The 13,558-nt window shown below is 40.2% G+C and carries 9 protein-coding genes and 2 pseudogenes; 5 read left to right on the forward strand and 6 right to left on the reverse strand.

Features of this window, described 5'->3' with window-relative positions:
• Window positions 1-8: 8 nt before the first annotated feature.
• Together PYW33_RS11250 and PYW33_RS11255 are read right to left on the reverse strand one after the other, a co-directional pair.
• Window positions 9-820: pseudogene (locus tag PYW33_RS11250) on the reverse strand (SDR family oxidoreductase).
• A 20-nt stretch (window positions 821-840) separates the two neighbouring features.
• Complete coding sequence (locus tag PYW33_RS11255; protein WP_004646248.1) at window positions 841-1,512, reverse strand: hypothetical protein; 672 nt, start codon at window positions 1,510-1,512, stop codon at window positions 841-843.
• A 175-nt stretch (window positions 1,513-1,687) separates the two neighbouring features.
• Between PYW33_RS11255 and PYW33_RS11260 the strand changes: the two genes are divergently transcribed.
• The 4 genes and pseudogenes from PYW33_RS11260 (at window position 1,688) to PYW33_RS11280 (ending at window position 8,210) form a co-directional block, all read left to right on the forward strand.
• Window positions 1,688-4,582, forward strand: a complete 2,895-nt coding sequence (locus PYW33_RS11260) for a valine--tRNA ligase (RefSeq protein WP_004646247.1) — start codon at window positions 1,688-1,690, stop codon at window positions 4,580-4,582.
• Window positions 4,583-4,689: 107 nt separating this feature from the next.
• Window positions 4,690-5,953, forward strand: a pseudogene (locus tag PYW33_RS11270) (KAP family P-loop NTPase fold protein).
• A 23-nt stretch (window positions 5,954-5,976) separates the two neighbouring features.
• Window positions 5,977-7,124, forward strand: a protein-coding gene (locus tag PYW33_RS11275; protein ID WP_115736956.1) for an IS3 family transposase whose coding sequence is annotated in 2 segments (ribosomal slippage) — window positions 5,977-6,223 and window positions 6,223-7,124 — 1,149 coding nt in all. Because the reading frame shifts where the segments join, the coding sequence is not laid out codon by codon here.
• Between the two features lie 102 nt (window positions 7,125-7,226).
• Window positions 7,227-8,210, forward strand: coding sequence for a hypothetical protein (locus tag PYW33_RS11280; RefSeq protein WP_004646243.1), 984 nt, complete (start codon window positions 7,227-7,229; stop codon window positions 8,208-8,210).
• 207 nt (window positions 8,211-8,417) lie between these two features.
• Here the strand turns inward: PYW33_RS11280 and PYW33_RS11285 are convergent, their stop codons facing one another.
• Both PYW33_RS11285 and PYW33_RS11290 read right to left on the reverse strand, forming a co-directional pair.
• Window positions 8,418-9,461 carry a coiled-coil domain-containing protein gene (locus PYW33_RS11285; RefSeq protein ID WP_004646241.1) on the reverse strand — a complete coding sequence of 348 codons (1,044 nt, stop codon included), beginning with the start codon at window positions 9,459-9,461 and terminating at the stop codon, window positions 8,418-8,420.
• Between the two features lie 143 nt (window positions 9,462-9,604).
• Window positions 9,605-10,291, reverse strand: a complete 687-nt coding sequence (locus tag PYW33_RS11290; RefSeq protein ID WP_004646240.1) for a carbonic anhydrase — start codon at window positions 10,289-10,291, stop codon at window positions 9,605-9,607.
• 483 nt (window positions 10,292-10,774) lie between these two features.
• Between PYW33_RS11290 and PYW33_RS11295 the strand changes: the two genes are divergently transcribed.
• The gene (locus tag PYW33_RS11295) at window positions 10,775-11,452 is read left to right on the forward strand and encodes a DUF421 domain-containing protein (RefSeq protein ID WP_004646239.1); all 678 of its coding nucleotides are present in this window, start codon (window positions 10,775-10,777) and stop codon (window positions 11,450-11,452) included.
• Here PYW33_RS11295 and PYW33_RS11300 read toward each other — a convergent pair.
• Together PYW33_RS11300 and PYW33_RS11305 are read right to left on the reverse strand one after the other, a co-directional pair.
• Entirely contained in the window at window positions 11,449-12,150 is a 702-nt protein-coding gene (locus PYW33_RS11300) for an HAD family hydrolase (protein WP_004646238.1), read from the reverse strand. The genes PYW33_RS11295 and PYW33_RS11300 overlap by 4 nt on opposite strands.
• A 147-nt stretch (window positions 12,151-12,297) precedes the next feature.
• Window positions 12,298-13,410: a porin gene (locus PYW33_RS11305; protein WP_004646237.1), complete on the reverse strand. Its 1,113-nt coding sequence runs from the start codon at window positions 13,408-13,410 to the stop codon at window positions 12,298-12,300.
• Window positions 13,411-13,558: the final 148 nt, after the last annotated feature.

The raw sequence follows: 13,558 nt of genomic DNA on the forward strand, positions 1-13,558 counted from the left end.
TAAATCTCTTATTTCACCTTGGTCTTGCGAATCATTTTGTACAGCACCTTGGGGGAAATACGTGAAACTAGCACACCAAGTTTTTCTTTCTTTCCGCCAATCACGATATATTCTTCGCCGCACTGCAAGGCTTGTACGCTTTGACGGGCAAAATCTTCTGCCGACAGACCATTTTCAATCGCTTCATCCTGCTTGGCTTGTGGCTTGCCTTCCCCATTTAAAGCATTAAACGACACATTGGTTTGAACAAAGCCCGGGAATATCACTGAGACCTGAACGCCCTGATCAGCAACTTCAGCACGTAAACTATTGGCCCACATATGAATCGCTGCTTTGGCTGCTGAATAGGAGGCGCGATACGATACTGGGTGCCAAGCAAACCTGCCACACTGGAAATAAACACGATACGACCTGATTTTTGTGCCAGAAAGGTCGGCAATACCATTTTGGTAAGAAATACCTGCGAGAAATAATCGACTTCCATAATAGCGCGTTCAGTCTGCATGGTGGTGTGCTGAATCAGGGCACGTTGACTGAGTCCTGCATTATTAATCAGCCAGTCAATCCGGCCTTTTTGTTGCAAAACCTGTTCATAGGCATGACGAACCTGGCTTTCATCCGTGATATCGGCAATGACTGAAATATGCTGATCTGGATTAGTGAGACTTTGGCGAACATTTTCCAGTTCTTCATGCCGACGTGCAGTCAGTACCACCTGTGCCCCAAGTGCAGCACATTGCTGGGCAATCGCCTTGCCAATCCCTGAAGATGCGCCGGTAATCCAGACCACTTTTCCATTTAAGTCTTCAACTTTCGCCATGAAATCCTCTTTCCCTTGTTTTAATGAATATGGTGCTGCATTTCATCTTCCAGAAATGCCAGCAAATGCTCAAAATAATAACTCATCGTATCGGCATCATAGATGCTACCGAGCTTGTCAAAACGTTTATAGCCTAACTGGGTGGTTAAATGAATCACCCCATTCAAGGTTTTATCGACCACCACATTAAATTTCAACATTTTTTTCGGTTCACGGATCAGATGTGTCACCCCTTGATCGACCACCTGAGTAAAGGCTTTTAAAGCGGGTGATACATATTGATGATTACCATTTTTCATCTGGTCAATACAGCCGAGCAACTCCATCACCAGCAATTTTTCCACCGGATATCGAACAAAAGCATCACCTTGATGCTCATAGGTCATGCGATGCAAATAGTTCACCATAGGCATCAGACGCTCATTGCCAAACAACGAAACCGACCACGGCATATATTTACGGGTGTTATGCATAATCTGCTGAATCACTTTTTCGGACTCGCTGTCCGGTGAATTGGCCAACTGCACCACCTGACCAAAAATCTGGTCAATAATTTCACAGGCCATATCGGCCAGATTTTCACCTAAGGGTCTGGCAAGACTGTCTCGCTCGCCGGCATTTAATCTGGAATGAAGGTCTTTAAAGCGCTGATGGGTTTCGGGTTGAAGCTTCAGGGAAATGTTATAGCTCATCTTATTATCCTTTTTGATATGCTGCGATGAGTCGCGTTTTTTTATCAATCTATCATACGATGAGTTGCTATACATGCCAATTGGCTAAAGTTTGCATTTGGTTAAGCTGCCGCATGCACTATTTTTTTTGCTACAATAGATCCAATTTTTCATTCACTTTTGATCTGTTTAGACTATGACTGACTCAGCGCAAAATATCGCGACAACCTACGATCCGAACGAGATCGAGAAAAAATGGTACCAAACTTGGGAAGAGCGTGGTTACTTTAAGCCGTCTGAAAAAGGCGAATCTTTCTGTATCATGATTCCGCCACCAAACGTCACTGGTAGCCTGCACATGGGTCATGGTTTCAACAATGCCATCATGGATGCCTTGACGCGTTTCAACCGTATGTCTGGTAAAAATACGCTTTGGCAACCGGGTACTGACCACGCAGGTATTGCAACGCAAATGGTGGTTGAGCGTCAGCTGGGTGCACAAGGGATTAGCCGTCATGACCTGGGTCGTGAAAAGTTCATCGAAAAAGTCTGGGAATGGAAAGAACAGTCTGGCGGTAACATTACCCGTCAAATCCGTCGCTTAGGTTCTTCGGTTGACTGGTCACGTGAACGCTTCACGATGGATGATGGTTTATCAAACGCAGTAAAAGAAGTGTTTGTAAAACTTCACGAAGAAGGCCTGATCTACCGCGGCAAACGTCTGGTGAACTGGGATCCAAAACTGCAAACTGCCCTTTCTGACCTGGAAGTTGAGTCTGATAAAGAAGAAGCAGGTTCATTGTGGCACTTCAAATATTTCTTTGAAGATAAGTCACTCCGCACCCACGATGGTAAAGATCACATCGTGGTTGCAACGACGCGTCCTGAAACATTATTGGGTGATACTGCGGTTGCGGTTGCACTGGATGATGAACGTTATGCTGATCTAGTAGGTAAAAATATAATCTTACCAATCACAGGTCGTGCAGTTCCAATCGTAAAAGACGAATATGTAGACAAAGAATTCGGTACAGGCTGTGTAAAAATCACCCCTGCACACGACTTCAATGACTATGAAGTGGGTAAACGTTGCGAATTGCCAATCATCAACATTTTCAACAAAAATGCTGAAGTGTTGGCTGAGTTTGAATACATCGCGAAAGCGGGCGAGCAAATTTCTAAAACCATTCCTGCGCCTGCAGATTACATTGGTTTAGAACGTTTTGAGGCACGTAAGAAGATCGTTGAACAGGCTGAAGCTGAAGGCTGGTTAGACCAGATTCAACCTTATACATTAAAACCACCTCGCGGTGACCGTTCAGGCGTGATCGTTGAGCCATTACTGACTGACCAATGGTATGTAAAAATTGCGCCACTTGCGAAACCTGCGATTGAAGCAGTTCAAGACGGCCGTATCAAGTTCGTTCCTGAGCAGTACAGCAACATGTACATGGCTTGGATGAACAATATCCAAGACTGGTGTATCTCACGTCAATTGTGGTGGGGTCACCGCATTCCGGCCTGGTACGATGCCCAAGGCAACGTTTATGTAGGTCGTAACGAGGAAGAAGTTCGTGCGAAAAACAATATTCCTGCCGATGTTGAGTTGAACCAGGATGAAGATGTACTGGACACATGGTTCTCTTCAGGTCTTTGGACATTCTCAACTTTAGGTTGGACTGGCGACGAAGCAAAAGACAAAGCCAACTACTTCTTAAATACATTCCATCCAACAGATGTACTGGTGACAGGTTTTGACATCATCTTCTTCTGGGTTGCCCGCATGATCATGCTGACCATGCACTTCATGAAGAATGAAGATGGTACGCCACAAGTGCCATTTAAAACTGTGTACGTTCACGGTTTGGTACGTGATGGCGAAGGTCAGAAGATGTCTAAATCTAAAGGTAACGTGCTTGACCCATTAGACTTGATTGACGGTGTGGATTTAGAAACTTTGGTACAAAAACGTACTACAGGTTTGATGAACCCGAAACAGGCAGCGAAGATTGAAAAATCGACCCGTAAAGAATTCCCTGAAGGGATTCAGTCTTACGGTACTGACGCAGTTCGTTTCACATTCTGTGCACTTGCCAATACTGGTCGTGACATCAAGTTCGACATGAAGCGTGTTGAAGGTTACCGTAACTTTGCCAATAAAATCTGGAACGCAACGCGTTTCGTGATGATGAATATTGAAGGTCAAACGGTTGGTCAAACAGCGCGTCCTGATCTTTGGGAATTGCCTGAACAATGGATCGTAAGCCGTCTGCAAAAAGCGACTGCTGCGGTACAAACTGCATTTGCAACCTACCGTTTAGACTTGGCTGCGCAAGCGATTTACGAGTTCATCTGGAATGAATACTGTGACTGGTATGTAGAACTGACCAAACCTGTATTGAACGATGAAAACGTTTCTGAAGAGCGTAAAGCTGAAGTTCGTCGTGTATTGCTCGCGGTCATGGAAGCGTCTTTACGTCTTGCTCATCCGTTAATGCCGTATTTGACAGAAGAAATTTGGCAAACGCTTGCGCCTAAATTGGGTATCTCTGGCGAAACCATCATGCTTGCACAGTACCCAACTGCTGACGAAGCATTGATGAATGACCAAGCTGAAGCAGATATGCAATGGCTGCAAGGTTTGATTGGTGCGGTACGTAACATCCGTGGTGAGATGGGTCTAGGCAATGCGCGTTTATTGCCTGTACTTTTACAGAACACCACTGAAGCTGAAACTGCCCAAATTTCTCGTATTGAGCCGTTGTTTAAAGCATTGGCAAAAGTTGAAAGCATCACCTTCTTGGCGGATGGCGAACAACCACCATTGTCTTCTTCTTCTGTAGTCGGTCACGTATCTGTGTTCGTTCCAATGAAGGGTTTAATTGACCCTAAAGCGGAATTGGGTCGTCTACAAAAAGACTTAGACAAGGTCCAAAAACAGCATGACCAAATTGCAACTAAACTTGCTAATGAAGGTTTTGTGGCGAAAGCGCCTGCTGCTGTGGTTGAAGGCGAAAAAGCAAAACTTGCTGAGTTTGCGGATCAGTTAGCGACGATTAAAGCGAATATGGAGCAAATTGCAGCGCTTTAATGCTGTAGTTTGATTCAAAAAGATCCCCTCTTAGTGAGGGGATTTTTTTTAAAATCATAATGATATTTGATAGAATTATTTGATTAAAACTTTATAAATACCCCAACATGACAAATATAGATAAATACGCATTTTCTGCTGATAGACCAATTAGAAATTTAGAACAAGACTTATTAGGTCGAGCTGATTTTGCAAAAAACTTAAGTGATGCTATTTCTCAATGGAAAGGTGATGAAAGTCTAGTTATTGCGTTGCATGGAGATTGGGGCTCAGGAAAATCATCAATTAAAAATATGGCATTGTCTTATTCAAAAAAAGCAAGATAACTCACCCACAATTATAGAGTTTTCACCTTGGGAATGGTCAGCTCAGGATAAGATTGTTCAAGCTTTTTTTGATGAAATATCAAAATCTATTGGAAGGAAAGACTCATCTAAAGAAGATCAAAATTTGGCAAATATATTTGCTAAGTATGGTAATCACCTTTCTACAGCTCACACGATTTTTAAAAGTGCTAATCTTTTCGTTCCTTTATTAACTACTGCAATTTTAGGTACAGGACTAGTAAGTAGCTATTTTACTGATAATACACAATTAGTGTTACTCATTACGACCTTAACATCACTCATTCCTATCCTTATGTCAGTTACTGAGAAAGGAAGTGACATACTAGGTAAAATGTCAGAAAATTCTAGTCAAAAGGCTAAACTGAATGAAAAAACCTTAGCAGAAATTCGTGAGGAATTAATTACCGCTTTGAAGAGTAGGACAACTCCTCTTTTGATCGTTATGGATGATATTGATCGCTTAACAACTGTAGAGTTGCGAATGATCTTTCAATTAATTAAAGCAAATACTGATTTTCCTAATGTAATATTTTTACTTTTATTTCAGAAAGATATAGTTGAAAAAAAGCTCACTGATACTACGCAATCTGGCGAGAACTATCTAGAAAAAATTATTCAAATACCTTTTACAATTCCACAAATTCAATTAAAACAAGTCCATGAAGTTCTAGTTAATCTACTAGAAGATGTGATAAATAGTCATACTGATGCAGACAAAAAATTTGATCAAAAAAGATGGGTGGAAATTTATCATAACGGTTTAAAAAACTATTTCAATAATTTAAGAAATGTCTATAGATTCAACTCGACTCTATGCTTTAACTTCAATCTTTTTAAAAATAATGATATTTTCGAAGCAGATCCAATAGATTTGATAGCCATTGAATGCTTAAGAGTGTTTGAGCCGAATGTTTATAGCAAACTCTCCAACTCTAAAGAAGCTTTTACCACTTTACGTTCTGTCTCAAGTAACAATCAAACAGTGAATAGCCACCGATTTTGTAGACACCTTTTAGTTAGATAAAATGGCTAATTAACGAGGTGCTTATGAGCAGTAAACGATACCCTGAAGAATTCAAAATTGAAGCAGTAAAGCAAGTTACTGAGAAAGGTCATAGTGTAGCTGAAGTTGCTGCACGTTTAGGGACGACCACCCATAGTCTGTATACCTGGATTAAACGTTATGATCCACAGCAACCTAGGACAACTGAGTTTAATGACCCAAGTTCAGAGTTAGCAAAGTTAAAAAAAGAGCTTCAAAGGGTTACAGAAGAAAGAGACATCTTAAAAAAGGCCGCGGTGTACTTCGCAAGCCAGTCCAAATGAGGTACGCCTTTATTCAGGACAACCAACATATATGGCCTGTTCGTCGTTTATGTTCAACTTTAGATGTTCATCACAGTGGTTATTACGCATGGTTAAAGCAACCCACCAGTAAAACTGCCAAGAAACGGCAACAGCTTTCAGGACTGATTAAACAGTTCTGGTTGGAATCTGGCGGAGTCTATGGTTATCGCAAGATTCACTGTGATTTGAAAGATGTTGGCGAAAGTTGCGGGATCAATCGGGTATATCGGCTCATGAAGGCGAATGGTCTTAAATCACAGCGTGGCTATCGCAAACCTAGAACTCATGCAGGTACTCCAGCTGTCGTTGCTGCAAACACTTTGGGCCGCCAATTTAATCCAACGCAGCCGAACCAATTATGGGTGACTGACATCACTTATATCCGTACTCATGAAGGGTGGTTATATCTCGCAGTTGTGATTGACCTGTTTTCGCGTCTTGTTATTGGCTGGTCTATGAAATCCAGAATCACAACAGATCTGGTGTTAGATGCATTACTGATGGCTTTGTGGCGAAGAAACCCAAAGAACAAAGTTTTGATCCATTCTGACCAAGGCAGTCAATACACCAGTCATGAATGGCAGACATTTCTCAAACATCATAATCTTGAAAGCAGTATGAGCAGACGAGGAAATTGTCATGATAATGCTGTTGCCGAGAGTTTCTTTCAGTTGTTAAAGCGAGAGAGGATCAAGAAGAAAATATATGTATCGAGAACTGAAGCAAGGTCGGATATCTTTGAATATATTGAGATGTTCTACAATTCAAAACGCAGACATGGTTCCAATGGTCAGTGTTCTCCATTAGATTATGAAAAGGCCCATCAACAGATGGTTATGTGTGTCTAGAATTTTGGTGGCTATTCAACAGATAAAGTAAAGTATTCACGAATAATTGAAGATATTTTCAAGAGCGCATCTGAGAACAATAGAGAATCTGTCGAAGGTATTTTGAAAACCCTCTTTCCTACTACTCAGTGGATCATAAGTAACTATTATCATGATCATAGTTCATATCAAGAATGGTTTACTCAACTCAGAGTATGCCATAAAGACCACTTTGATAAATATTTCAAACTTAGTTTTGATAGCGAAGATTTTTCTACGTCAGACTTTATAAATTTCCTGCAACTAACTGCTAATAGAGAACAGCTTAAAGAGAAAATTCTTGCCCTAGATGCCAGAAATTTACTTGAAGACTTTCTATCCAAATTTGAAGCATATAGTAAACAAGTTCCTCAAGAAAATATTAATTCATACATTTACGCAATGTTAGATGCTGGTGATGAAATTAATCATGAATCTAGTAAATTTTTTGGTTTTTCAGCCCAAACTTATTTATTCAGATTATGCTCTTGGTCCTTAGAAGATATACCCGATATAAAATTTCGGGCTAAAATATTACAGAATTACATTAATCAAAATTCTAATTTTTCAATTATTGATTACATTCTAACCGCAGAACATCAAAACAAAGAAAAGAATAATGAAACAATATTCGAAGAATATGATTTTGAACAACTCAAAAATGATTTTATAAATCAATTAAATCAATTCGCTAATTCAAATCCTGAAAGTCTATTAAAAAATACATCATTCCTTTCACTCATGTATCGTTGGAAAGAATGGGGGAATTCTTCTGATGTACTCACTTGGTTCGAAAAACAAACTCAAGATATAAATGGAGTTTTAAAAATACTCAGCAAGATGATTCAAGTGACTCGATCATCCAATGATTTTTATACAATATCGAATGTTTCAAAAAAAATTAAAGCTGATACTGTAGAAAATTTTTTAGATATTCCACGCATATCAAACATAATTGACTCTGCTGATCATTCTGTTCTTTCAGAAGAGGAAAAAGAATTAATAGAAATGTTTAAGAAAAATATAGAAGCTAAAACTAATGGAAAAGATGATGATTTAGATGATTAACCCTCACCCCCTTGCGAAGCAGTGCTTCTCATCCCAAAGGGAGAGGGAACTTTCATTGTGACTTTAATTTATTGTTATTTAATTCCAATATTGAAATTCTAGCTTAAATTTATTCTGTAATGGATGTTCCCTATCCTGAGCAAGTTTTAAAGTACTGCTTTAAAACGAAGCGCAAGTGAGGGTTAGGGAGAGGTAATTCTAATTAAGTTAAAGCATCCCATGCCTTAAAAACATCTCCAAGCCACTTACCTTTTTGATATACATCAGGCGTTCTTTTTCTACTTTAATCTGCTGTTTGATGGCTGAAGTATCTTCATCGATTTGCTTATACAGGTCAGCAATCTGAACTTTGCCTTTCGCCTTTTTTACTGCAATTCTGGTTTTTTGTGACCAGACTAATCTATGTATCAATACATCGATCTGATCTTGTAATTTCTGACTCTGTGCATCCAAAGCGAGTTGATAAAACTTGAGTTGCTCTGCACTTAAACCTTTTTGTGAAACATCCTGATCTTGTTCAATTTGTAGTTGCATTCTTAGTAACGTAAACAGGTCCTGCTCTGCATACGCCTCGTTGGCACGTTGCAATAATTCAGTTTTCTTGATTTTTTTGACATCATTCACTTCACGGTCAGGGTGAATGATGGCAGCAATTTTTAAATAAACGGTTTTCAATGACTGCTCTGCCATCGCTGCTGCCTGTTCCTGTTTTTCCTGCTGGCGTTTTAATCTGGCCTGCTCACGTGCCTGCTGAAAATGATCTGATTCCCATTCTTCAAATACTTCTACATCTGCAAGATCTGAGGGATGCTCATTCTTAAAAAATGTTTCCAGTTCATTTACTTTCTTTTGGCTTTTTCTGAATTGGGCATGTTCGGCACGTTGCTGATAGTAAGTGAAGATTTCATTCACTTTATGAGCTTGTTGCACCGACATTGCCTGAGAGTCTTTTAGATAATTTGCAAGGTATTGAATCTTTTCATCCAGCACCACCAGTTCTGCCTTGGAAAATGTGGTTTCCTGCAGGTGCTTCCAGAGCTGTTCCAGCTGCTTGAACAGTACGCCATGCAATTCATGGTAAACTGGCATGAAGGTTTTATGGGTATATTGCTGCAGATCTTCTTCAGCCTGTTGCCATTGGTGTAATTCCTGTTTCTGTTGCTCGATTTTATCAATCAGATGATCCAGCTTCTTCTGCTGTGGCGAAAGCGCTGTGAATGGCTGAATCATGGTTTTTAAGTCAAAGAGCATGGCAGGAGAAGGTCAAAGAAGAAATAATATCCATATTAAATCTTTCAGCTTTCGTCACAAAGTCCTTTTCAGTGTGCCCTTTCGAAATTTGTATCAGAATTAAAAAAAGCAGACCAAAGTCTGCTTTTTCGCTCTCATATTGATTATTCCAGCACTACACGGCCATTCAAGGACTGTACCGGACGGTTATTTGGATGCCCCATCAGTTTGGTAAATTCCGAAATCTGCTTGGCAGAAGCCTGCTGAATATCTTTCAGAATCAGCCAGCGTACGCCTTCCGAACACGGAGGTGTGGTCAGCGAGCCGCTAAAGCGATAATAATCCAGATTCTTAGGCAACATCTGATTCACCGCTTGTGGCGTTTTCAAAACCACTTTTTCACCCTGTTTTTTTGGTAGGCGACTCCACATGCGTTTGAGCATCTGACTTTCCTGTCCCTGTTCAAACATCATCCCCACCACAGCCAGCTCACCTTTGGCATTGGAATGGACAAAATGGATTTCCAGTGGATAGCTTTTACCCTTGATCAGGTTTTCACTCGGGCTGTGCAAATGAAACTGCTTCAGTACAAAGGTATCGCCATCCAGTTGCAATTCACCACCTTGCGAAAAATCCACCTGAACAGTATGACCTTTATTTTCGATCGCATGAATCATGGTGTTATAGCTGAACTTGAGCGGTTCCAGTTCTGCTTTCACTGTTCGCTCAATATTGATTGGTGACTGGTTCAGACCATTACAGGCCGAATATTTCTGGCTCAAAGTCGACCATTGCTCAGGCTGAGTATAATCCCAATCCGCATCTGCCCAGACCGCTGTACTTAAACCCATAACCGTTAAAAGCGTGAATATTCTTTTCACAATACATCCCTTGTTGGAAGTCAAAATCACAATTTTTAATTTAAAAACAGTTTATTAACCTGGTGTAATCACTCTATTTTTCAGGCCACAAACTACAGATTTTTATAGAGATGAAGTGATTTGCTTACAAATTTCTAAACACTCCTAGTTCTTCAAAACACATTATTCAGAATATATATTGGTAGATTTCAAATGGATAATACTTTTATAGATTTAAAAATAGACAGCAGAGAATGTGATCTTCTTCAAATTTAATCTGCTGATTTTTTATGCATTATTTACATGAAATCTCTATCTTATTTTGAATAAATTGAATAGCTAGATTTTTAAGCTCAAGCTTCTTTTTTAAATAGAATCTGTCTTGATTCATAAACTTACATAAACACAGCAGCAAATAAAATACTGATATTGCTAGACTCGAGCCAAAGAGCAAAATGAGGATAAAGAATTTAAATGGACTGGGCCACGATATTTATACATGACACCACCTGGGAGTTTACTGCAGAAATTTTGCTGCGTTGTGCCCTGATGTATACGATGATTATCCTGTTTCTGCGCCTGACCGGAAAACGCGGGGTACGTCAGCTTTCCATCTTCGAAGTCGCTATCATTTTGAGCTTGGGTTCGATTGCCGGCGACCCGATGTTTACCGAAGATATTCCTCTGATTCAGGCAGTCCTGGTGATGTCGGTGATTATTATCATGTATCGCCTGACCACCTGGCTCATGATGAAATATCAATGGTTTGAAGACCTATTGGAAGGTAAACCGATTTATATCGTAGAAGATGGCGTGCTGGTCGTTGAAGAGATTAAAAAAGGTAAAATGTCCCATGATGAATTCTTTGCCGAAATGCGCCAGCAAGGCGTAGAACATCTCGGTCAGGTACGCACCGGTTTACTGGAAACTGACGGTAAGTTCAGTATCCTGTTTTTCAAATCGGATGAGGTTCGGCCTGGGCTGCCACTTTTTCCTAAAACCTGCTCTATTGTCCAACAGGTCAAGGCCGGGCAATTATATGCCTGCATTTACTGTGGACAGGTACAAACCCTTTCGCATGCCGACCAGCAATGTCCGCGCTGTGATTCTTCGCAATGGGCCGAAACGATTGACTGTTTAAGAATCACTTAAGCCTGATTCAGTAACTGCAAATGGGCAAAAATTTCCGGCAGTTGCTGAATTTTATATTGGATATGTTCAGCATCTGCATGAAAGCCTTGCATCCATAATGCATGCATTCCGGCCTCTGTAGCTCCTTGTACATCATTAATTGGATGGTCGCCAATATACAGGCACTGTGCAGGCTGCACGCCTAAACGCTCTGCAGTGATCTGGAATATTTCTGGCTGTGGTTTGTTAAAGCCTACTAGTCCCGAACTGATGATCTCATCAAAATAAGTTTCAATACCCAAACCCCGAATCGTATTTAAACGGGTGTCATGTCCGCCATTGGAAACAATGGCTAGCTGATAACCCTCATCTTTCAGCTGCGTTAATACTTGCTCTGCTGCCGGCATTTCTACGGCGCAGCGACCAAACTGGCTAAACCAGAACTGTGCCAGCTCATCTATGCTGGGTGGATTTAACCAAGATAGCTCCTGTAATAATGCATAAGCTGCCGAAGCCCCGATGCTGCCATGCGTTAGCAATTCCTTTTTAGGATAACCGCCATTATCGATGCGTCTTACAATCTCGATAATTTTATCAGACTCGACCTGTTTCAATGCTGGCGCATAATATTCTGCCAGATAACGGCTATAGGCCTGTGCAGTCAGATCACGATGGGTCAAGGTATTGTCGAGGTCAAATAAAACAGCTTGAATAGGCATAATTTTCAAAACGAGATGCTGAAACTTTCAATCATGTTAACAGCCCGAAACTCATTAGATCAGACATAAAATTGCTAAGTTTTGTTGTTTTAAGCATAAAAAAAGCGATGCCAAAGCATCGCCTTTTCTTAGAGTACAAAATCTAAATTAGAATTTGTACTCTAAGCCTGTACCAACAACTGGTTGTTTAGTTTCTAAAGAACCACGCTCAAGTGTTAGATAACCGGCATAACCATATGCTTTCACTTGTTTACTAAATGCGTAATCTGCACCAACAAAGATCTGCTGTGCTTCATAATCGGCAGTATTATCTTTGAAGCTTGTAGTGTTTTGGCTGTATTGACCTTTAACTGTCCAAGCTTTTGCATTTGGAAGATTATATTCAGCACCAATTAACCAACCTTGAGCATCATCAATAAGCAAATCAACTGCTTTAGAAGCTGCATCCACATCCGCCACTTCTGAAGTTTGATAAAGAGCTTTAAGCGCTAAACCACCATCTAGATTTACACGGCCAATTGCACGAATGGTATTTGCAGCAGCAAATAAAGTACCGCCCGTTACTTCTGGAGCAGAAGCATTATCAAAACCGCGCCCTAAGAAGTTAGTCGGAATTGCTTTGTCATAAGCAACACCTGCTACAACTACTGGGCTGTCATATACTACAGAAGCAGACCAAGCATCACCTAAACCACGATTTGCAGTTTTAACTACACCTTTATCAGATTTAATTCCTGAATTTTCACCAGTTGCCAATAAAGCATTCACTTTAATAGCACCTTGAGGCAAGGCAATAGCTGGAGCTTCATACACTACAGCATTCGCTACTCGGCTTTCACCAGTGAAAATACCACTTACATCAGCACGGTTACCTACATAATTATTGAAGGTATCTACCGGGCTAGACAATTGTTTTAATGGAGTGTCATGTGCACCAATTTTTAAAGTACCAAGTTTTGCATCTTTTAAACCAACAAAACGGTTACGTTTAGACCAGTCGTCACCCTCACCATCAGAGTTAAAAGCCCATTCAATTGCATAAATTGCGCTTAGGCGATCCGTTAACTTTTCATCCCCTTTTAAACCAACGAATGAGCTATTTGAACTTAGTTCAATTACATCTTTGTCAGATACTGGTGAAGCATTATCTTCAGGTAAATAATCTACTGACGCATCAATCTCACCATAGAAAGTTGGTGCTGCAAAAGTTGTCCCCGCCAAAAGGCTGAATGCAATTGCTGTTGCTAACTTAGTTTTCATCAAAAATATCCTTAATTTATTTTGTAACAAATAATACACACGGCGCTTATATTACAAAATTATTAAATTAATATTTATATATTCTATTTAGTACTTTGGTGGTGTTTCAAAAAGTATGCTGAAAAAAAGCAGGTTGGATTTTGATAAA

It is taken from the genome of Acinetobacter lwoffii (assembly GCF_029024105.1).
GTDB classification, from domain to species: Bacteria; Pseudomonadota; Gammaproteobacteria; order Pseudomonadales; family Moraxellaceae; genus Acinetobacter; species Acinetobacter lwoffii.